The sequence below is a fragment of the Azonexus sp. R2A61 genome, assembly GCF_021401135.1.
In the GTDB taxonomy this organism is placed as follows: Bacteria; Pseudomonadota; Gammaproteobacteria; order Burkholderiales; family Rhodocyclaceae; genus Azonexus.
This window is the reverse complement of the sequence record NZ_JACBFO010000003.1, coordinates 374256-393573: the sequence shown is the minus strand read 5'-3', so window position 1 is coordinate 393573 and position 19318 is coordinate 374256. Positions and strand designations below refer to the sequence as shown.

Annotated in this window: 20 protein-coding genes and 2 tRNA genes; 5 read left to right on the top strand and 17 right to left on the bottom strand. The window is 62.8% G+C overall.

What is annotated here, in order from left to right; translation table 11 throughout:
* Nucleotides 1-3 precede the first annotated feature (3 nt).
* Genes nqrF through L0962_RS11645 form a run of 6 tightly spaced genes read right to left on the bottom strand, consistent with a single transcriptional unit; the run spans nucleotide 4 to nucleotide 5856 of the window.
* Complete coding sequence (gene nqrF, locus L0962_RS11670) at nucleotides 4-1230, bottom strand: NADH:ubiquinone reductase (Na(+)-transporting) subunit F (RefSeq protein WP_121459531.1); 1227 nt, start codon at nucleotides 1228-1230, stop codon at nucleotides 4-6.
* A 9-nt stretch (nucleotides 1231-1239) separates the two neighbouring features.
* Nucleotides 1240-1848, bottom strand: a complete 609-nt coding sequence (nqrE, locus tag L0962_RS11665; RefSeq protein ID WP_121459530.1) for an NADH:ubiquinone reductase (Na(+)-transporting) subunit E — start codon at nucleotides 1846-1848, stop codon at nucleotides 1240-1242.
* 1 nt (nucleotide 1849) lies between these two features.
* Complete coding sequence (locus L0962_RS11660) at nucleotides 1850-2521, bottom strand: NADH:ubiquinone reductase (Na(+)-transporting) subunit D (RefSeq protein WP_234086602.1); 672 nt, start codon at nucleotides 2519-2521, stop codon at nucleotides 1850-1852.
* 2 nt (nucleotides 2522-2523) lie between these two features.
* Nucleotides 2524-3309 (bottom strand): Na(+)-translocating NADH-quinone reductase subunit C, encoded by a 786-nt coding sequence (locus L0962_RS11655; RefSeq protein ID WP_234086601.1) that lies wholly within the window; start codon nucleotides 3307-3309, stop codon nucleotides 2524-2526.
* Nucleotides 3299-4513 (bottom strand): NADH:ubiquinone reductase (Na(+)-transporting) subunit B, encoded by a 1215-nt coding sequence (locus L0962_RS11650; RefSeq protein ID WP_234086600.1) that lies wholly within the window; start codon nucleotides 4511-4513, stop codon nucleotides 3299-3301. Before L0962_RS11650 ends, L0962_RS11655 begins: the two co-directional genes overlap by 11 nt.
* Before the next feature lie 2 nt (nucleotides 4514-4515).
* The gene (locus L0962_RS11645) at nucleotides 4516-5856 is read right to left on the bottom strand and encodes a Na(+)-translocating NADH-quinone reductase subunit A (protein ID WP_234086599.1); all 1341 of its coding nucleotides are present in this window, start codon (nucleotides 5854-5856) and stop codon (nucleotides 4516-4518) included.
* Between the two features lie 245 nt (nucleotides 5857-6101).
* On the opposite strand from L0962_RS11645, the gene L0962_RS11640 reads away from it, so the two are divergent.
* Complete coding sequence (locus tag L0962_RS11640; RefSeq protein WP_234086598.1) at nucleotides 6102-7340, top strand: EAL domain-containing protein; 1239 nt, start codon at nucleotides 6102-6104, stop codon at nucleotides 7338-7340.
* A gap of 108 nt (nucleotides 7341-7448) precedes the next feature.
* Here L0962_RS11640 and L0962_RS11635 read toward each other — a convergent pair.
* From L0962_RS11635 to L0962_RS11625, 3 genes are all read right to left on the bottom strand, one after another.
* Nucleotides 7449-7541 (bottom strand) — tRNA-Ser (locus L0962_RS11635).
* Nucleotides 7542-7597: 56 nt separating this feature from the next.
* Complete coding sequence (locus L0962_RS11630; protein WP_234086597.1) at nucleotides 7598-8818, bottom strand: aspartate kinase; 1221 nt, start codon at nucleotides 8816-8818, stop codon at nucleotides 7598-7600.
* 85 nt (nucleotides 8819-8903) lie between these two features.
* Nucleotides 8904-9830, bottom strand: coding sequence for a histone deacetylase family protein (locus L0962_RS11625; RefSeq protein WP_234086596.1), 927 nt, complete (start codon nucleotides 9828-9830; stop codon nucleotides 8904-8906).
* Between the two features lie 124 nt (nucleotides 9831-9954).
* Between L0962_RS11625 and L0962_RS11620 the strand changes: the two genes are divergently transcribed.
* The 4 genes from L0962_RS11620 to mltB are packed head-to-tail and all read left to right on the top strand — an operon-like array spanning nucleotide 9955 to nucleotide 14822.
* The gene (locus L0962_RS11620) at nucleotides 9955-10902 is read left to right on the top strand and encodes a MoxR family ATPase (protein ID WP_234086595.1); all 948 of its coding nucleotides are present in this window, start codon (nucleotides 9955-9957) and stop codon (nucleotides 10900-10902) included.
* 1 nt (nucleotide 10903) lies between these two features.
* Nucleotides 10904-11863 carry a DUF58 domain-containing protein gene (locus L0962_RS11615; protein WP_234086594.1) on the top strand — a complete coding sequence of 320 codons (960 nt, stop codon included), beginning with the start codon at nucleotides 10904-10906 and terminating at the stop codon, nucleotides 11861-11863.
* The gene (locus L0962_RS11610; RefSeq protein ID WP_234086593.1) at nucleotides 11860-13803 is read left to right on the top strand and encodes a DUF3488 and transglutaminase-like domain-containing protein; all 1944 of its coding nucleotides are present in this window, start codon (nucleotides 11860-11862) and stop codon (nucleotides 13801-13803) included. The genes L0962_RS11615 and L0962_RS11610 overlap by 4 nt, the downstream gene beginning before the upstream one ends.
* Nucleotides 13800-14822, top strand: coding sequence for a lytic murein transglycosylase B (mltB, locus tag L0962_RS11605; RefSeq protein ID WP_234086592.1), 1023 nt, complete (start codon nucleotides 13800-13802; stop codon nucleotides 14820-14822). The genes L0962_RS11610 and mltB overlap by 4 nt, the downstream gene beginning before the upstream one ends.
* A gap of 24 nt (nucleotides 14823-14846) precedes the next feature.
* On the opposite strand, the gene rpoS is transcribed toward mltB, so the two are convergent.
* The 8 genes from rpoS to L0962_RS11565 all read right to left on the bottom strand — a co-directional run bounded on the left by rpoS (nucleotide 14847) and on the right by L0962_RS11565 (nucleotide 19312).
* A complete protein-coding gene (gene rpoS / locus L0962_RS11600; protein ID WP_234086591.1) occupies nucleotides 14847-15785 on the bottom strand; it encodes an RNA polymerase sigma factor RpoS in 939 nt (312 codons plus the stop codon).
* Nucleotides 15786-15787: 2 nt separating this feature from the next.
* The gene (locus tag L0962_RS11595) at nucleotides 15788-16699 is read right to left on the bottom strand and encodes a peptidoglycan DD-metalloendopeptidase family protein (RefSeq protein ID WP_234086590.1); all 912 of its coding nucleotides are present in this window, start codon (nucleotides 16697-16699) and stop codon (nucleotides 15788-15790) included.
* Nucleotides 16696-17328, bottom strand: a complete 633-nt coding sequence (locus tag L0962_RS11590) for a protein-L-isoaspartate(D-aspartate) O-methyltransferase (protein WP_234086589.1) — start codon at nucleotides 17326-17328, stop codon at nucleotides 16696-16698. Before L0962_RS11590 ends, L0962_RS11595 begins: the two co-directional genes overlap by 4 nt.
* 29 nt (nucleotides 17329-17357) lie before the next feature.
* The gene (gene surE, locus L0962_RS11585; protein ID WP_234086588.1) at nucleotides 17358-18098 is read right to left on the bottom strand and encodes a 5'/3'-nucleotidase SurE; all 741 of its coding nucleotides are present in this window, start codon (nucleotides 18096-18098) and stop codon (nucleotides 17358-17360) included.
* Nucleotides 18099-18100: 2 nt separating this feature from the next.
* Nucleotides 18101-18424 (bottom strand): H-NS family nucleoid-associated regulatory protein, encoded by a 324-nt coding sequence (locus tag L0962_RS11580; protein WP_234086587.1) that lies wholly within the window; start codon nucleotides 18422-18424, stop codon nucleotides 18101-18103.
* Nucleotides 18425-18531: 107 nt separating this feature from the next.
* A tRNA-Pro gene (locus L0962_RS11575) sits at nucleotides 18532-18608 on the bottom strand.
* A 34-nt stretch (nucleotides 18609-18642) separates the two neighbouring features.
* Nucleotides 18643-19020 (bottom strand): MerR family transcriptional regulator, encoded by a 378-nt coding sequence (locus L0962_RS11570; RefSeq protein WP_234086586.1) that lies wholly within the window; start codon nucleotides 19018-19020, stop codon nucleotides 18643-18645.
* A complete protein-coding gene (locus tag L0962_RS11565; protein WP_234086926.1) occupies nucleotides 19004-19312 on the bottom strand; it encodes an integration host factor subunit alpha in 309 nt (102 codons plus the stop codon). Before L0962_RS11565 ends, L0962_RS11570 begins: the two co-directional genes overlap by 17 nt.
* Nucleotides 19313-19318: the final 6 nt, after the last annotated feature.

Genomic DNA, 19318 nt, shown 5'->3' with positions numbered 1-19318 from the left:
CGCTCAGCCGCCGAAGTCGTCGAGCATGATGTTCTCGCGCTCGACGCCGAGATCGAGCAGCATCTTGATCACCGCGGCGTTCATCATCGGTGGACCGCACATGTAGAACTCGCAATCCTCGGGCGCCGGATGGTCCTTCAGGTAGTTCTCGTAGAGCACGTTGTGGATGAAGCCGGTGTAGCCGGTCCAGTTGTCTTCCGGCAACGGATCGGACAGCGCCAGATGCCACTTGAAGTTCGGGTTTTCGGCGGCCAGCTTGTCGAATTCCTCGACGTAGAAGGCCTCGCGCATCGAGCGGGCGCCGTACCAGAAGCTGATCTTGCGCGTCGACTTGAGACGCTTGAGCTGGTCGAAGATGTGCGAGCGCATCGGCGCCATGCCGGCGCCGCCGCCGATGAAGACCATCTCGGCCTCGGTGTCGCGGGCGAAAAATTCGCCAAACGGGCCGTAGACCGTGACCTTGTCGCCCGGCTTGAGGTTGAAGACGAAGGACGACATCTTGCCCGGCGGGATGTCGTCGCGGTTCGGCGGTGGCGAGGCGACGCGGATGTTGAACTTGACGACGCCCTTCTCCTCCGGATAGTTGGCCATCGAGTAGGCACGGATGACCGGCTCGTCGACCTTCGACACGAAACGCCACATGTTGAACTTGTCCCAGTCGCCGCGATATTCGGGCTGGATGTCGAAGTCCTTGTAGTTGGCGACGTGCGCCGGGCATTCGAGCTGGACGTAGCCGCCGGCCCGGAAATCGACGCTCTCGCCTTCCGGCAGGCGCAGCGTCAGTTCCTTGATGAAGGTGGCAACGTTCGGGTTGGACTCGACCGTGCACTCCCACTTCTTGACGCCGAAGACCTCTTCCGGCACCTCGATCTTCATGTTCTGCTTGACCGGCGTCTGGCACGACAGGCGCCAGCCTTCCTTGGCCTGGCGCTTGGTGAAGTGCGATTCCTCGGTCGGCAGCATTTCGCCGCCGCCGTCGTGCACCTGGCACTTGCACTGGGCGCAGGTACCGCCGCCGCCGCAGGCCGACGACAGGAAGATGTTGTTCGAGGCCAGCGTCTGCAACAGCTTGCCGCCGGCCGGCACGGTGATGGTGCGCTCGCCGTTGATCTCGATCTCGACATCGCCCGACGACACCAGCTTGGCACGGGCGGCGATGATGAAGACCGCGAGCGCCAGCACGATGCCGGTGAACATGCCGATGGCGAGCAGGATTTCCTGGATGTTCATTCCTGCCCCTTAGAGTTGAATGCCCGAGAAGGACATGAAGCCCAGCGACATCAGGCCGATGGTGATGAAAGTGATGCCCAGGCCCTGCAGGCCGGCGGGCACGTCGCTGTACTTCAGCTTCTCGCGGATGCCGGCGAGCAGCGCGATCGCCAGCGCCCACGAGGCGCCGGAACCGAAGCCGTAAACCACGCTCTCCGAGAAGTTGTAGTCGCGTTCGACCATGAACAGCGAACCGGCCATGATCACGCAGTTGACGGTGATCAGCGGCAGGAAGATGCCGAGCGCGTTGTACAGGCTGGGCACGTACTTGTCGAGCAGCATCTCGAGGATCTGGACGATCGCCGCGATGACACCGATGTAGGTAAGCAGGCCGAGGTAGGACAGGTCGACATCGGGCATGCCGGCCCAGGCCAGTGCGCCTTCGCGCAGCAGGTAGGTATAGGCCAGGTTGTTGGCCGGCACCGTGATCACCTGGACGACGACGACGGCGATGCCGAGGCCGATGGCGGTCTCGACCTTCTTCGAGATGGCGATGAACGAACACATCCCGAGGAAGAAGGAGAGCGCCATGTTCTCGATGAACACGGAACGGACGAAAAGACTCAGCAGGTGTTCCATCTCAGTAGGCCTCCCTGTCGTTGACCTGGGGCGCCATGCGGAAGCTTGCCGGCTCGACCTGGTTCTTCTTCCAGGTACGCAGTCCCCAGATGAACAGGCCGATCAGGAAGAAGGCCGACGGCGGCAGCAGCAGCAGGCCGTTCGGCTGGTACCAGCCGCCGTCCTTGATCAGCGGCAGGATTTCGACGCCGAGCAGCTTGCCGGCACCGAACAGTTCGCGGATGACGCCGAGCGCGACGAGCATCGTGCTGTAGCCGAGACCGTTGCCGATCCCGTCCCAGAAGGACAGCAGCGGCGGGTTCTGCATGGCGAAGGCCTCGGCCCGGCCCATGACGATGCAGTTGGTGATGATCAGGCCGACGAACACCGACAGCTGCTTGGCCAGGCTGAAGGCATAGGCGCGCAGCAGCTGGTCGACGACGATGACCAGCGAGGCGATGATGACCATCTGCACGATCATCCGGATCGAACCCGGAATCTGCGCGCGAATCAGCGAGATGAACAGGTTCGAGAAGGCGGTCACCAGCGTCAGCGCGATGGCCATGACCAGCGCCGTCTTGAGGTTGGAGGTGACGGCCAGCGCCGAGCAGATGCCGAGAATCTGCAATGCGATCGGATTGTTGTTGAAGACCGGATTGAACAGGACTTCCTTGACGGTAGGTTGTTGTGCCACGCTCACACCCCCTGTTGACGCAATTTCGCGAGATAGGGCCCGAAGCCCTGCTCGCCGAGCCAGAACTGCAGCAGCTTGTCGACGCCGTTACTGGTCAGCGTCGCGCCGGCCAGTGCATCGACCTGATGGCCGGCATCCGGACTGGCCGGATCGACACCGCCCTTGACCACCTTGATGATCGGCTTGCCGGCATCGTCGAACAGCGTCTTGCCGGGCCACAGCGCTTTCCATTTCGGATTGTCGACCTCGCCGCCGAGACCCGGGGTCTCGGCATGCTGATAAAAGCCGAGACCGACCACGGTATTGAGATCGGCCTTCAGCGCGAGGAAGCCGTGCAGCGTCGACCACAGGCCGTAGCCGCGGATCGGCAGGATCAGCGATTCGATCTTGCCGTCCTGCTCGACCATGTACACCGTGGTGTACTGTTCGCGCCGCTTGATCAGCGCCTTGTCCTGATCGCCGCTAAGCGCCTTCGAGTTTTTCGGGTCGCGCGCCGCCTTCAGCGGATCGAAGCTGACCGGGTCGAAGCCCTCGGCGTAGTCGCCGGTCGCCAGATCGACGACACGCGCCTTGATCCGGCTGTTGAACAAGTCCTTGACCTGGGCCGAGCTCAGCTCGTCACCGAGACCGGCGATTGACAGGATGCTGCGCTGCTTGTCGAGCAGACGGTTCTCGACCTGCACCGGTTTCAGCGAAACCGCCGCGCCGGCGACGAAAACCGCAGCCACCAGGCTGACGGTCAGGGCAACCAGCAGCGTGCGGCTGGTGGATTCTTTGTTACTGGACATGGCGCGCCGCCCTCCGCTTGATGTTGGCCGTAACCACGAAGTGGTCGATCAAGGGGGCACAAAGGTTGGCGAACAGGATCGCCAGCATCATGCCCTCGGGGAAAGCCGGATTGACGACGCGGATGAGCACCACCATCAGGCCGATCAAGGCACCGAAAATCCATTTGCCAGTGTTGGTCATCGACGCCGATACCGGGTCGGTGGCCATGAACATCATGCCGAAGGCGAAACCACCGACGACCAGGTGCCAGTACCACGGCATCGCGAACATCGGATTGGTCGCCGAACCGATGCCGTTGAGCAGCAGGCTGGTCGCGACCATGCCAAGCATGACGCCGGCGACGATGCGCCAGGAGGCGATTTTCATCACCAGCAGCACGGCGCCGCCGAGCAGGATGGCAAGCGTGCTGGTTTCACCGATCGAGCCAGGCAACTGGCCGAAGAAGGCATGCGTCCAGCTCAGGCCGCCGGCCATCACCGCTTCGATCCCGCCGGCCGCGGCAACCGCCAGCGGCGTCGCGCCGGTGAAGCCGTCGACCGCCACCCACACCGCGTCGCCCGAGATCTGCGCCGGATAGGCGAAGAACAGGAAGGCACGGCCGGCCAGCGCCGGGTTGAGGAAGTTTTTGCCGGTACCGCCGAAAACCTCCTTGGCGATGACGACGCCGAAACTGATGCCGAGCGCCACCTGCCACAAGGGAATCGAAGGCGGCAGGGTGAGCGCGAACAGCACCGAGGTGACGAAGAAGCCCTCGTTGACCTCGTGCTTGCGGATCGCCGCAAACAGGACTTCCCAGAAGCCGCCGACGATGAAGGTGACGGCGTAGATCGGCAGGAAGTAGGCAGCGCCGTGCACCAGGTTGTCCCAGACGCTGCCCGGGTTGAACCCGGCAAACAGCGCGATCAGGGCCAGCCGCCAGTTATCCTGGGCGGCGAGCAGTTCCGGGTTGGCGGCGAAAACCGTATTGGCCTGGAAACCGACGTTCCACATGCCGAAGAACATCGTCGGGAAAGTGCACAGCCAGACGGTGATCATCATCCGCTTGAGGTCCAGTCCGTCGCGCACATGGGCGGTCGTCCGGGTCACGCTGGCCGGCTTGTAGAGACCGGTATCGACGGCCTCGTAGAGCGCATAGAACTTCTCGTACTTGCCGCCCTTGTGGAAATGGTGCTCGATGCTGTCGAGCCAGGAACGCAGCCCCATGCTCAACCCTCCTTCTCGATGCGCGTGAGGTTGTCACGCAGGATGGGACCGTATTCGTACTTGCCGGCACAGACGTAGCTGCACAGCGCCAGATCTTCCTCGTCGAGCTCGAGGCAACCCAGCTTCTGGGCCATCTCGGAATCGCCGACGATCAGGTAGCGCAACAGCTGGGTCGGCAGGATGTCGAGCGGCATCACGGCCTCGTAATTGCCGATCGGCACCATCGCCCGCGGGCTGCCGTTGGTGCTGGTGGTGAAGTTGAACAGCTTGCCCGACATCAGCTTCGAGACGTAGAGGTTCATCACCGAATGCTTGTCGCTACCGGCCCGCAGGTAGTGCAGGAATTCCCGGTCCGTCCCCTCCTCCAGACAGGAAACCTGCTGGTGATAGCGACCCAGCCAGGAACAGGCGCCGCGCGCCGTTCTCCCGCCGAAGACCGAACCGGAAATCAGGCGCACCTGCTTCCCGGGCTGCAATTCGCCGACAGTCAGATCCTCCAGACTGGCCCCCAGGCGTGTCCGCAGCAGACGCGGCCTGGCCACCACCGGCCCGGCCAGCGCAATGACCCGCTCGACCGACAAGCGGCCGCTGGCAAACAATCGGCCAATGGCGATCACATCCTGATAGCCAATCGTCCACACGCTCTTGTGGGCACCGACCGGATCCAGGAAGTGAATATGTGTTCCGGCCAGGCCGGCCGGATGCGGACCGGCAAAAGCCTCGACCTGCACGTTGGCCAGGCCGGCGTCCGGAATGTCGGTTTCTGGCGCCACACAGAGGAAAACCTTGGCTAAACGGGCCAGGATACGCAGGCCGCGGGAAAAGTCTTCCGGGGCTTCGGCAATCACCAGCGCCGGATCGGCGGCCAGCGGGTGGGTATCGATCGCCGTGACGAAAATCGATGCCGGAACGGCGTCGACCGCAGGAACCTTGCTGAAGGGACGTGTGCGCAAGGCTGTCCACAAGCCGGATTGCTGCAGATTCTCCCGAACCCGTACCGGATCGATGTCAGCGAGCTGCGCGTCGGTGTAGCTGGCGAATTCGACGGCATCGTCGCCATCCAGATCGATCACCACCGACTGCAGAACGCGCTGTTCCCCGCGATGAACCGCGCTGACCACACCGGCGCCGGGCGCCGTGAAATGGACGCCGGGTGTTTTCTTGTCGGAAAACAGCAGCTGTCCCAGTTTGACCCGATCACCCACCTGGACGGCCATCGTCGGCTTCATGCCGTGATAGTCGAACCCGATGACAGCCACGCTACGCACCGGTCCGGCGGACTCGATACGCTGTTCTGGCGCTCCGGTGATGGGCAGATCCAGACCACGTTTAATTCTGATCATTCGCCAAGCCCAATCCTTGTTTTTTCAAACCCTGGCCGGTAGACCGCAAGCAGCCACCGCCTCGCAGACAAGCTCTCGATTTTAACCGACCCTCGGCAGAATCTGTAAGTATTCCGTAAATATCCAGGACATGACGAAGCCATCCCCGCGAAAGACTGGCTGCCGAAGGCCAGATCGCCATTGCAAGTCGCAAAAATGCCCATAGAATAAAAGCGTCAGCTCGATCAAATGCAAGGAGGTCCGCCATGCAAGCCGTCATCGAACAGGCAAGCAACAGCCACCATCTCGCCCGATTACTTGGGCCGGGGGTTTGCACCGAAGGAACCGACCGCGTACTCAAGGCCATCCGGAAACACCTGGCCATGGATGTCGCATTCGTTTCGCACTTCGAGGCCCCCGATCGGCGGATCGAATACCTCGACAGCGTACCGGACGGCCCCCTGCGACTGGACCAGCGCATTCCGCTCGAAGAAGGCTACTGCCTCAAGGTCGTCAACGGAGAATTACCCGAATGCATCCCGGACACCTCGCTGGTGGCGGCGACACAATCGATTCCGGCGACACGCGCCATCCCCATCGGCTCGCACCTCAGCGTGCCGGTCAAACTCGAGGATGGCCAGATTTACGGAACGCTTTGCTGCTTCAGCTACCTCCCCAATCCATCGCTGGGAGAACGCGACCTGCAATTGATGCATGCGCTCGCCGAAGTCCTGGCGGTACGTCTCGACGAAAGCGATGTTTTCCGGCGCATGCAACAGGCGCAGGCCGACGAAATCCGGACAGCGATGCAACAGGGGGCACCGCGTATCGTGTTCCAGCCGATCTGCTACATCGCCGACCAGCGCTTGCGCGGTTTCGAGAGCTTGTCCCGCTTCGACATCGAACCGCGCCACACGCCGGACCGCTGGTTCGACAAGGCCGCCCGGGCCGGTCTCGGCCAGGAACTCGAACTGCTGGCGATCACCAAGGCCCTCGCCGCCCTGAATCGCCTGCCCGGCGAATGCAGCCTGAGCGTCAATTGTTCGCCGGAATTGATCCTTTCGGGACAACTGTCGCCAGTGCTCGCCCCGCTGAGCGATCTGTCGCGCGTGGTACTCGAAGTGACGGAGCACGCTGCCGTCCATGACTACGGCGCCCTGGCCGATGCACTCGCTCCGTATCGCCAGCATGGCGCCCGTCTTGCGGTCGACGATGCCGGCGCCGGATATTCCAGCATGCGTCACATCCTCAATCTCGCCCCGGAGATCATCAAGCTGGACATGAGCATCACCCACTGCATCGACACCGACGACAAGCGTCGCGCCCTGGCCCGGGGATTGACCAGTTTCGCCCACGAGATCGGCAGCCTGGTCATTGCAGAAGGCGTCGAAACCTTCTCGGAACTAGAGCAACTCCAGCGGCTGAGCGTCGACTGCGCACAAGGCTACCTCTTGTCGAAACCGCTCGAACTGGCCGCGGCAGCAGGCTTTGGCAACTCCGCATGAGAGGCCGTCGCGGAGCGGCACAACACCTCTTGCGACGCCGGAAAAGAAAAAGCCCTGAATGATCAGGGCTTTCACTTTTCGCTGCCGGCCTGGATGACCACCCTTGGGTGGCGGACACGCAGGGATTCGAACCCTGGATCCAGGTTTTGCCCGGATGCACCCTTAGCAGGGGTGTGCCTTCGACCACTCGGCCACGTGTCCTTGCCTGCTACAACGAGGCGCGGATGATATAGGCTCCGCGCCCTTTGGTCAAACTTTTACTGGTCGAGACCGAAGGTGCGGTGCAGCACGCGCACGGCCAGTTCCAGGTACTTTTCGTCGAGAACGACGGAGATCTTGATCTCGGAGGTCGAAATCATCTGGATGTTGATGCCTTCGTCGGCCAGCGCCTTGAACATCTTCGAGGCAACGCCCGGATGCGAGCGCATGCCGACGCCAACCGCCGAGACCTTGCAGATCTTGTTGTCGCCGGTGACTTCGCGGGCGCCCAGCTTCTGCTTGACGGTTTCCAGGATGCCCTGGGCCTTGGCGTAGTCGCCACGGTTGACCGTGAAGGAGAAATCGGTGGTGCCGTCGTGGCCGACGTTCTGGATGATCATGTCGACGTCGATGTTGGCGTCGGCGATCGAGCCCAGGATCTGGTAGGCGATGCCCGGGGTATCCGGTACGCCGAGCATGGTCAGCTTGGCTTCGTCGCGATTGAAGGCGATACCGGAAATGATCGGTTGTTCCATGTTCTTGTCTTCCTCAACAGTAATCAGCGTGCCCTCGCCTTCATCCTGGAAGCTGGACAGCACGCGCAGTTTGACCTTGTACTTGCCGGCGAATTCGACCGAGCGGATCTGCAGCACCTTGGAGCCGAGGCTGGCCATTTCCAGCATTTCCTCGAAGGTGATGGTGTCGAGCTTCTTGGCTTCCGGCACGACACGCGGGTCGGTGGTGTAAACGCCATCGACATCGGTGTAGATCTGGCACTCGTCGGCCTTCAGCGCGGCGGCCAGCGCCACGCCGGAGGTATCGGAACCGCCACGGCCGAGCGTGGTGACGTTGCCGTCGGCATCGACGCCCTGGAAACCGGCGACGACGACGACCTTGCCGGCATCGAGATCGGCCCGCATGTTGTGCTCGTCGATCGACAGAATGCGCGCCTTGGTGAAAGTGTTGTCGGTCAGGACCTTGACCTGACCGCCGGTATAGCTGCGGGCCGGGACACCGATTTCCTTGAGGGCCATCGCCAGCAGGCCGATGGTGACCTGCTCGCCGGTGGCGCAGATCTGGTCCAGTTCACGCGGATCGGGAGAGGCCGAAATTTCCTTGGCCAGGGCGATCAGCTTGTTGGTTTCACCGCTCATCGCGGAAACGACCACCACGACCTGGTGGCCCTGCGCGTGGAACTTGGCGACGCGCTTGGCGACATTCTTGATGCGTTCGGGGTTGCCCACCGAAGTGCCGCCGTATTTCTGAACAATCAACGCCATGGATTCGTCCGGTTATACGTGTAAACAAAAAGAGGGTGGATTTTACCCCACCCTGCCTTTTACTGAAATGCGTACACCGCGGGTTTCAGAGATCGGCCAGTACCCGCAGATGGGCACCGACGCTGCGCGCCAGCGAGGTCATCACATAACCGCCCTCGAGCATGGAGACGATACGCTTGCCGCACATTTCGGCAGCCAGCTTCTTCAGATGCTCGGTACACCAGGCGAAATCCTTCTCGACCAGCTTCAGGCCGCCCATGTCGTCCTCGTAATGACCGTCGAAACCGGCCGAGATGAAGATCATTTCGGGCTGGAACTCCTTCAGTCGCGGCGTCCATACCTGGAGCACTGCGTCGCGGAATTCCTCGCCACCGCAACCGGCAGCCAGCGGCACGTTGCACATGTTGGCCGCCGGGTTGTCAGCACCGGAATAGGGATAGAAGGGATGCTGGAAAATGCTGCACATCAGCACGTTTTCGTTGCCGGCAAAACAGTTCTCGGTCCCGTTGCCGTGATGCACGTCGAAGTCGATGATGGCGACGCGCTTCAGGCCATGCACCTTGACTGCATGCATTGCGGCAACACCAATGTTGTTGAAGAAGCAGAAGCCCATCGGCGTGCTCTTCTCGGCGTGATGGCCGGGCGGGCGGACAGCGCAGAAGGCATTCTCCACTTCGCCGCGCATCACCAGGTCGACCGCCTGGCAACCGGCGCCGGCAGCCCGCAATGCAGCCTGCCAGGTGTGCGGATTCATCGCGGTATCCGGATCGAGATGGACGATGCCCATTTCCGGCGACGCCCGCTTGATGCGCTCCAGATGCGCGGCCGGGTGCACGCGCAGCAGTTGTTCGAAGGTGGCCAGCGGTGCGTCGTAATAAACGAAATAGGCGTCAATGCCCTGAGCGATCAGGTGATCGTTGATCGCCGTCAGGCGTTGCGGACATTCCGGATGATGCGTCCCCATGTCGTGCAGCTGGCAGTCACGATGGGTGATGAAAGCAGTGCTGGTCACTTGTTGTTTTCTCTCTCTGCGATGCGGCGCACTGGACGGCGCTCGTCATATTGCCATTATCGTCCCATTTCTCGCGACGCTTCAAGCATTAGAATGGGCTGTTACCGCCCCGCAGGAAACCTTCATGACACCGACAAAATCGCCCGGCAAGGACGGTCGACCGCAAGTTTTCGCTCCCGTACTCGATGCGGCGCAAAACGTCATTCTCGGCAAGCAGCGGGAGATCCGCCTGGCCATGAGTTGCCTGCTGGCCGGTGGCCACCTGTTGATCGAAGACCTGCCGGGCCTCGGCAAAACGACCTTGGCGCATACGCTGGCACGCTTGCTCGGCCTGCATTTCTCCCGTGTCCAATTCACCGCCGATCTGCTGCCGGCCGACATCACCGGCGTGTCGATCTACGACCGGGGGCAAGGCGATTTCCGTTTCGTTCCCGGGCCGGTTTTTGCCCAGTTGCTGCTGGCCGACGAGATCAACCGGGCGACGCCGAAAACGCAGAGCGCGCTGCTCGAAGCGATGGAAGAAGGCCAGGTCAGCATCGAAGGCGAAACGCGCAGCCTGCCGCGCCCGTTTTTCGTGATCGCCACGCAGAATCCGTCGCACCAGATCGGGACCTTTCCGTTGCCCGAATCGCAGCTTGACCGTTTCCTGATGCGCCTCGAACTCGGCTACCCGGACGCCGCCGCCGAAAAAGCCTTGCTGGCCGGCGGCGGCAGACGACGCGACAGCGAGTTGCTGACGCCCTTGCTGACGCCGGCAGACATCCTGCGCCTGCAACGCGAAGTCGAAACGCTGCACGTTTCCCCCGCGCTGATCGATTACGTTCACGCGCTGATCGAAGCCAGCCGGCAAAATCCGCAGTTCCGCCACGGCCTGTCACCGCGCGGCGGCATCGCCCTGTTGGCCGCAGCCCGCGCCTGGGCCTGGCTGGCCGGTCGCGACATGGTCCTACCGGACGATGTCCAGGCTGTCTTCGTCGCCGTCGCACGCCATCGGCTGGTCAGCGTGCAGCACGGCGGCATGGTCGGCCGCGAGGCGGTTGACGGCCTGCTGACACAGGTCGCCATTCCCTGACGTGCGCGCCGCCGTCGAGCGCTTCCTGCAACGCCATCTGTTCCGCTGGCGCACCGATGCCGCCGGCACCATCCGGCTCGGCCAGCGGCGGGTGTTCATCCTGCCGACGCGCGGAGGCCTGCTGTTCGCCGCCACGCTGCTGGCCATGCTGCTGGCCGCGATCAATTACGCGCTGGCCCTCGGTCACGCCCTGGTTTTCCTGCTCGGCGGCCTGTGCCTGACCGGCATGATCCACACCTTCCGCAACCTTCATGGCCTGCACCTGACCGCCGTCCGCTGTCCGCCGGTATTCGCCGGCGAAACGGCATTGTGCGAGATCGTCGTGGAGAACGATGACACGCGCGAACGACGTGCCATCGAACTGGCCTGCGCGGACCGGCCGCCGTCGCGCTGCGACATTCCGGCACAAGGACGAAACCTGATCCGGGTGATCCTGCCGGCGGCCCGGCGCGGCGAACACGCGGTGCCGCGCATCCGCCTGCAGACGGTCTATCCGCTCGGCCTGTTCACTGCCTGGGCCTATCTCCAGCCGCCCCTGCACAGCCTGATCTATCCGACGCCGCTGCTCCACCCGCTGCCACCGGCCCGGGCGCGCAGCGACGGCGGACAGGGGCAGCACCAGGAAGGCCAGGAGGATTTTGCCGGCCTGCGCCAGCGCCAGCCGGCCGACCCGATGCGCCATGTCGCCTGGAAGGCGAGCGCCCGCGACGACGGCGAGCGGCCGTTGCTGGCCAAACAGTTCGCCGGCGGCGAGGGCGGCGAACTGCAACTGGACTGGCAGCTAACCGATCCCGCCGCCGACCTCGAGACCCGGCTGTCGATCCTGTCCGGCTGGCTGCTGCAGGCCGACGCCGCCGGCCTGCCCTATTCGCTGGCGCTGCCGAACGCGAGCATTCCAGTTGCCGCCGGCCCGGCGCAACTCGAGCGCTGCCTCGGCGAACTGGCCAGGTATCCCGGATGATGCCGACACGCCCGTCCATCGAACGCGGCGTCCTGCCCTGGCTGTGGCTGTCCGCGCTAGCCGCCACGGCACCGCATGCCATCGACCAAGCCGGCTGGCTGAACGCCTTCGCCGCCACACTGCTGGCCCTGGTCGCCTGGCGCTGGTGGCGTCACGCCGGACCGCTGCCGCGCTGGCTGCCGCCGCTGATCGCCCTGAGCGGCGGGACCGGCATCTGGCTGACGTTCGGCACGCTGTTCGGCCGCGAGGCCGGCGTTGCGCTGCTGGTCCTGTTCATGGCAATGAAATTCCTGGAACTGCGCAGCAAGCGCGATGCGATGGTCATCGTTGCGCTCGGCAACTTCCTGTTGTTGACCCATTATTTCCAGAATCAGGACATCCTGACCGGGCTCTGGCTTTTGTTCACTTTCTGGCTGTTGACCGCAAGCCTGGTGCGCCTGCACGGCGGCCCCGACGACTGGCGCGCCAACCTCCGCCAGGCCGGCATGCTGGCGATCCAGGCAGTGCCGTTCATGATCGCGCTGTTCCTGTTGTTTCCTCGCATCGATGGACCGCTGTGGGGCTTGCCGGCCGATGCCCATGCCGGCAGGACCGGCTTGTCGGAAGACATGGCGCCGGGCAGCATCGCGCAACTGGCGCGCAGCGACGAAATCGCCTTCCGCGTCAGTTTCGCCGGCCCCATACCGCCACGCGCACGTCTTTACTGGCGCGGACCGGTCCTGGAAAACTTCGATGGCCGCCGCTGGCTGCGTCACCCACGGCAGGCGCCGGTCGCCCGGGTGATCGCCGAAGGGCCGGGCATCGCCTATGAAAGTACGCTCGAAGCCAATCAGCAGCGCTGGTTGATGGCCCTCGATGCGCCGCTCGCCTGGCCGGCGTCGGCACGCCTCGACAGTCGCCTGAGCGTCGTTGCCGACAAGCCGCTTGAAGCCCGCCAGCGACTGCGCATGCAAGCCGCACTCGACTATCGCTTCAATGTCGAGGAAGACCCGCGTACCCTTGCGGTCAACCTGGCCCTGCCGGCAAAAACCGACCCGCGCACGCGTCGCTTGGCCGAAAGCTGGCGGAACCAGGCGCGGGAGCCGGCACGGATCGTCGCCCTCGCGCTCCGTCATTTTCGCGAGGAAGCCTTTCACTACACGCTGACGCCTCCCCTGCTCGGCGACAACGGCATCGACCAGTTCCTGTTCGAGACGCGCCGCGGCTTCTGCGAGCATTATGCGGCCGCCTTCGTCGTGCTGATGCGGGCGGCCGGCGTGCCGGCGCGGGTCGTCACCGGCTACCAGGGCGGCGAGATCAACCCGCGCGACGGCTACCTGACCGTCCGCCAGTCGGATGCCCATGCCTGGGCCGAAGTCTGGCTGGAAAATCGCGGCTGGCAGCGCGTCGACCCCACGGCCGCAGTCTCCCCCTTGCGCATCGAACTCGGCATCGCCGGCGCCCTGCCGCCCGGCGAACCGCTGCCGCCGCTACTGCGTCTGGGCAGCGACTGGCTGCGCGAACTGCGCTTCGGCTGGGAAGCGCTGAACAACGCCTGGAATCAGCAGGTCCTGGGTTACGACACGACGCGCCAGCGCGAACTGCTGCAGCGCCTGGGTTGGCCCGATGCCGACTGGCGCAGCCTCGGCCTGTTGCTCGGCGGCGCCCTGTCGACACTGCTCGCGCTGAGCGCCGCGCTCATCCTGCTGCGCCGGCCCCGGCCGGTCCCGGAAATTCGCCTCTGGCATCGTGCCTTGCGCCGTTTGCGGGTAGACTGCGCCCCCGGTGAAACGCCGCACATGCTGCTTGCCCGTCTGCACGAGCAGTCGCCGCATACGGCCGAATGCCTGGCCCCGGTGGTTGCGGCCTACATTCAGGCGCGCTACGGCCCGCCGACCAAGAACACCCTGGCCGACCTGCGTCTTGCGGTCGACCGTCTGCCCCGCTGGAGATTGCTTTGAAATTTCGTCCGCTCGCCCTGCTTCCCCTGTTCCTGAGCCAGTTTGTCGCGGCTGCACCGCCCGCGGATTCGCTGGCGGCCCTGCCGGAAACGGCGGTTTTCGTTCAGGATCTCGCCCAACGCCAGGGTTTCGATGCCGATCGGCTGCTCGCCCAGTTTGCCGCGGTACGCGTCAATGATCGCGTGCTCAAGCTGATCGCGCCGCCAAGTTCGCCGACCCAGCGCTCCTGGGAACGCTACCGTCCGCGCTTCATCAATGAACAGCGAATCGCCGGCGGCGCTCGTTTCTGGCAGGAAAACCAGTTGGCCCTGACGCGCGCCCGCGCACTGTTCGGCGTACCGGAAGAAGTGATCGTTGCGATCATTGGCGTCGAGACGGTCTATGGTCAGAACACCGGCGGTTTCAGCGTGCTCGAGGCGCTGGGCACGCTGGCCTTCCAGTATCCGCGGCGAGCCGAGTTCTTCCGGACGGAGCTCGAACAGTTCCTGCTGCTGGCCCGCGAAAACGGGCTTGATCCACTGGCGGTAAAAGGTTCCTTCGCCGGCGCGATCGGCATTCCGCAGTTCATGCCGGGCAGCCAGCGGCGCTACGGGGTGGATTTCGACGGCGACCAGCGCGTCGACCTGAACAACAGCGTGGACGATGCCATCGGCAGCGTTGCCCGCTTTCTCGAACAGCACGGCTGGCAAGCCGGACAACCGGTCGCCGTCCCGGCCCGCTTGAATGGCGAGCCCGCTTCGGCCTGGATCGAGGCCGGCATTCGCCCGACGCTGTCGGTAGCCGCCCTGCGTCAGGCCGGCCTGCGCAGCGATGCCGACGATTCGGCAACGGTCACCCTGGTCGACCTGGTGAGCCCGGGCAAGGCAACCGAATACTGGCTGGGTTACGAAAATTTCTACGTGATCACGCGCTACAACCGCTCCAGCTTCTACGCGATGTCGGTTTTCCAACTGGCCGAAGCGATCCGCCAGCGGATGGCAGGGTCGACCGTGGAAAAAAGTGCTTTTTCCGGCCGTTGACCGCAGCAGCCGGCCGGCCAGGCGCTAGAGCAGGGAATCGCGGCTGATGTTGCCGCGCTTGACGATCTTGCGCAGCCGGTCGAGTGCTTCGATCTGGATCTGGCGCACCCGCTCACGGGTCAGGCCCATTTCACCGGCAATCGTATCCAGCGTCGCCACCTCGGCACCATTCAGGCCGTAACGCCTTTCGACGATCTGTCGCTGACGCTCCGGCAACTGGGCCAGCCAGTCGCCAAGCAGCGAATCGACCTCGCGCTCCTGCAACAGGGACTCGGGGTCGCGCCCGCTCTCGTCGGCGATCAGTTCGACCATGCTATGGCCGGGATCGATTTCGAGCGGTGCATCAAGCGAAGCGATATGTTCGTTCAGCGACAGGATGCGCCGGACATCCTCGACCGGCCGGTCGATCAGGAGCGCCACCCGTTCGATCGTCGAATCGCGGCTTTCCGCCGATTCCAGATGGCGCATGGCGCGCAGCACGACATTGATTTCCTTGACCACATGCACCGGCAGACGGATCGTCCGCGACTGGTTCATGATGCCGCGCTCGATGCTCTGGCGTATCCACCATGTCGCATAGGTCGAGAAACGGAAACCGCGCTCCGGGTCGAACTTCTCAAGTGCGTGGATCAGGCCGAGATTACCTTCTTCGACCAGATCGAGCAGCGGAATGCCCCGGTTCAGATAGTGCTTGGCAATATTCACGACGAGCCGCAGGTTGTGCTCGATCATCTTCTGGCGCGCCGCAAAATCGCCGGCCCGCACACGGCGTGCCGTCGCCACTTCTTCTTCCGGGGTCAACAGCGGCTTGGCGCCAATTTCGTTCAGATATAGCTGGGTGACGTCTTCGAGCAACTCGATTTCACCGGCCGGCACCTCGGCTTCAAAAGCAGGCTCGGTGGCCGACTCGATCGCCGCCAGGTCTTCTTCCTCGTCGTCGATGTCCTCGGCCTCGTCACGCATGGCTAACGCCTCGGCAGATACGGCGCAGGATCGACCGGCTTGCCCTGCTTGCGGATTTCGAAGTGCAGCTTGACGCTGTCGGTACCGGTACTGCCCATCTCGGCGATCTTCTGACCACGCTTGACGCTTTGCCCTTCCTTGACCAGCACCTTGCTGTTGTGGGCATAGACCGACAGCAGATCGGTGCTGTGCTTGACGATCACCAGCTTGCCGTAACCGGCAAGCGCCTCGCCGACATACAGCACACGGCCATCGCCGGAGGCGGCTACCGGATCGCCCTGCTTGCCGGCGAAGTCGTAACCCTTGTTGCCGGCCTGCCCCCAAGTACTCTTCACGGCGGCCGTCGTCGGCCAGGCCCAGGTAACCCCTTCAACCGCAGCCGTATCGGCGCCCGTCGTCAGCGGTGGCGTAGCCGCGGTTGGCGGAGCCGCCGGTGCCGTGGCAGGTGCCACGGCCGGCGTCGCATCGCTCTTGTTCAGCCGGGCATAAGCTTCATCGGAATAAGGTTCCTTGCCACCCTTCGGCGCCTTGATCGCGCCTCCCGGCGCAGTCGGCGCCGAGGCGACCGGCGCATCAAGCGAACGGGTCTCGACCGCGCTGCCGACACCCACCGGCGTCGCCACCGTTTCACCGGCAACCGCTGGCTTGTCGCCAGCAGGCTTCAAGCGCAGGATTTGCCCCTCGCGCAGTACCGAGGGATCTTCGATCGCGTTGAGCGCCGCCAGTTCCTGAACCGTCATGCCGTGGTCCCTGGCGATCCGGTACAGGGTTTCCCCACGTTTGACCTGATACTCGCCGGGGCCCGCAACACGCTGGGCTTGCGCGGTCGGTGCGCGATCGACGGTCGGCGCAGGAGCCTGGGAACAAGCTGCCAGCCAGAGCAGCGGAAACAGCGTCAGGAAGATTCTAATCATTGGACTCCGGGCAGTAGCGGAACGAAACGGACGGGGTCCAGTCGCGTTTCCGTGTAGCCCTGTGGTGTGTGTTCGATAAGGGAAAGATACTGCGCATCGCCGCCGACAGGCAAGACCAGTCGCCCGCCCGGCGCCAGTTGACGGACCAGTTCGGGCGGCACGGCGGCGCCGGCGGCGGCAACAATGATGCTGTCGAACGGTGCCGCTTCCGGCATGCCGAAGTGGCCGTCACCATGCTTCAGGCGCACATTGAACTGTTGCAGCGTACGCATGTTGGCCTTGGCTTTTTCCAGCAACGGCCCGATTCGCTCGACGGCATAGACTTCGTTGGTAAGCTGTGCCAGCACCGCTGCCTGATATCCGCAACCGGCGCCGATCTCCAGGGCCTTGCCCAGACCAGTGCGACCTTTGAGCAGCAGTTCGACCATGCGTGCCACGATGTAAGGCTGCGATATCGTCTGCCCCATGCCCAATGGCAATGCCGTGTCCTCGTAGGCTCGGGAAGCCAGAGCTTCCTCGACGAAAACATGTCGGGGCACGGCACCCATCGCCTTGAGCACGGCTTCGTTGGCGATCCCTTTTTCGCGCAGGCGATCGACCATTCGCGAACGCGTTCGCTGCGACGTCATGCCGATACCCTGAAGCCCGAATCGCGTATTCATTGCATCCAGTGACGAATCGTGTCGAGTTGCGTGGTGTGGGTCAGATCAATCTGCAAGGGCGTGATTGAAACCCGTCTGTGTTCGACCGCATGGAAATCGGTTCCCGGACCCGCATCGGCAGCTGCGCCTGCGGCGCCGATCCAGTAAACCGTTTCCTTGCGCGGCGATGTCATGCGCACGACCGGTTCTGCCTTGTGACGCCGCCCGAGGCGCGTCACCTCCATCCCCTGAAGTGCCTCATAAGGCACATCCGGGACATTTACATTCAATAAAACCGGATCCCAGATCGGTTGTTTCATATAGCGCTCGACCAAATCTCTGGCCACCCGACCGGCCGTCGAAAAATAGCGCCCTTCGAAATTGATCAGCGAAACGGCAATCGAAGGAATACCCAGCAGATAACCCTCCGTTGCCGCCGCCACAGTACCGGAATAAATCGTGTCATCGCCCATATTCGCGCCGGCGTTGACACCGGAAACAATAATATCGGGCAATTGATCCAGCATGCCGGTGACCGCCAAATGGACGCAATCGGTCGGCGTTCCATTGACATAATAAAACCCGTTTGCGGCCTGCTTCAGCATCAATGGCCGATCCAGGGTCAGCGAATTGCTCGCTCCACTCCGATTCTGTTCCGGCGCGACGACGGTCACTTCGCCCAGACCGGCAAGGGCTTCGGCCAGTGCCGCCAAGCCCGGGGCAAAATAGCCGTCGTCGTTACTGAGCAGGATGCGCACGATCAGACGAGCAGTGCATCCAGCGAGGCACCATCGGCCAGCCAGGCTTCGACCCATTTCGGCTTGCGACCGCGGCCGGTCCATTCGAGTTCGGCATTCTGCGGATGACGGTATTTGACCTTGACTTTGCTACCGGCGGAAGGTGCCTTGACTTTTGCCGACTCCTTGCCGACCAATTCATCAAGGGAAAATCCCCGGCTTTTGGCAAAAGCACGCAGTTCATTCAGTGCATCGGCTTTTTCCTGAACTTCACGACGCTTCAATTCAGCCGGAATCTGCTGCTGCAGATCGCGCAATTCCACCAGCGAAAGTTTCGACAAATCCATATTAACCTCCAAGGTTTATAAATAAGGCGAAAACAATTTAAATTGAACCGGATATTTTTTCAACCGATAAAACAAAAAAACCGGTTATTAAACCGGTTTTAGTGTTTTGGTCGGGGCGGCGGGATTCGAACTCGCGACCCCTTGCACCCCATGCAAGTGCGCTACCAGGCTGCGCTACGCCCCGACGAGCCAAAGATTATACCCGAAAATACCGACTTTCAAACGCGCAACATGTCGATAATCGATATTAATTCGCTGCGCAAATCGACAGCCGGCACCTTTTCAGTGCTTTGCACCGGCAGCGCGGCGTCGACCGTACCAGTCTCATCCAGTCGATTGCGTGCACCGCTGATCGTAAACCCTTGATTGTAAAGCAGCTCGCGAATGCGGCGAACCAGCAGCACTTCATGATGCTGGTAGTAGCGGCGATTGCCCCGCCGCTTCACCGGCTTCAACTGATTGAATTCCTGCTCCCAGTAACGCAGCACATGGGGTTTGACGCCACATAACTCACTGACTTCACCGATGGTGAAATAGCGTTTGGCAGGGATCGGCGGCAGCTCTTCGCTACCGGCTGTTTTAGGCCGTACGTCCATCGAAGGCAAGCTCGACATCGGACTTCAGTTTCTGACTGGCATGGAAGGTCACGACGCGTCGCGCGGTGATTGGAATTTCTTCGCCGGTCTTGGGGTTGCGCCCGGGGCGCTGAGGCTTGTCGCGCAACTGGAAATTGCCGAAACCGGAGAGCTTGACACCATCTCCGATTTCCAGCGAATTGCGGATTTCCTCGAAGAAAGCCTCGACCATGTCCTTGGCTTCCCGCTTGTTGAGTCCAACTCTCTCGAAAAGGATGTCGGCGAGTTCGGCTTTGGTCAGCGTCATCGTTATCTTTCT

What these genes read in the sequence shown, in the direction of transcription:
- nqrF (WP_121459531.1), bottom strand. Translation starts at nt 1,230, where the DNA reads ATGAACATCCAGGAAATCCTGCTCGCCATCGGCATGTTCACCGGCATC.
- nqrE (WP_121459530.1), bottom strand. Translation starts at nt 1,848, where the DNA reads ATGGAACACCTGCTGAGTCTTTTCGTCCGTTCCGTGTTCATCGAGAAC.
- L0962_RS11655 (WP_234086601.1), bottom strand. Translation starts at nt 3,309, where the DNA reads ATGTCCAGTAACAAAGAATCCACCAGCCGCACGCTGCTGGTTGCCCTG.
- L0962_RS11650 (WP_234086600.1), bottom strand. Translation starts at nt 4,513, where the DNA reads ATGGGGCTGCGTTCCTGGCTCGACAGCATCGAGCACCATTTCCACAAG.
- L0962_RS11645 (WP_234086599.1), bottom strand. Translation starts at nt 5,856, where the DNA reads ATGATCAGAATTAAACGTGGTCTGGATCTGCCCATCACCGGAGCGCCA.
- L0962_RS11640 (WP_234086598.1), top strand. Translation starts at nt 6,102, where the DNA reads ATGCAAGCCGTCATCGAACAGGCAAGCAACAGCCACCATCTCGCCCGA.
- L0962_RS11630 (WP_234086597.1), bottom strand. Translation starts at nt 8,818, where the DNA reads ATGGCGTTGATTGTTCAGAAATACGGCGGCACTTCGGTGGGCAACCCC.
- L0962_RS11620 (WP_234086595.1), top strand. Translation starts at nt 9,955, where the DNA reads ATGACACCGACAAAATCGCCCGGCAAGGACGGTCGACCGCAAGTTTTC.
- L0962_RS11610 (WP_234086593.1), top strand. Translation starts at nt 11,860, where the DNA reads ATGATGCCGACACGCCCGTCCATCGAACGCGGCGTCCTGCCCTGGCTG.
- rpoS (WP_234086591.1), bottom strand. Translation starts at nt 15,785, where the DNA reads ATGCGTGACGAGGCCGAGGACATCGACGACGAGGAAGAAGACCTGGCG.
- L0962_RS11595 (WP_234086590.1), bottom strand. Translation starts at nt 16,699, where the DNA reads ATGATTAGAATCTTCCTGACGCTGTTTCCGCTGCTCTGGCTGGCAGCT.
- L0962_RS11590 (WP_234086589.1), bottom strand. Translation starts at nt 17,328, where the DNA reads ATGACGTCGCAGCGAACGCGTTCGCGAATGGTCGATCGCCTGCGCGAA.
- L0962_RS11580 (WP_234086587.1), bottom strand. Translation starts at nt 18,424, where the DNA reads ATGGATTTGTCGAAACTTTCGCTGGTGGAATTGCGCGATCTGCAGCAG.
- L0962_RS11570 (WP_234086586.1), bottom strand. Translation starts at nt 19,020, where the DNA reads ATGGACGTACGGCCTAAAACAGCCGGTAGCGAAGAGCTGCCGCCGATC.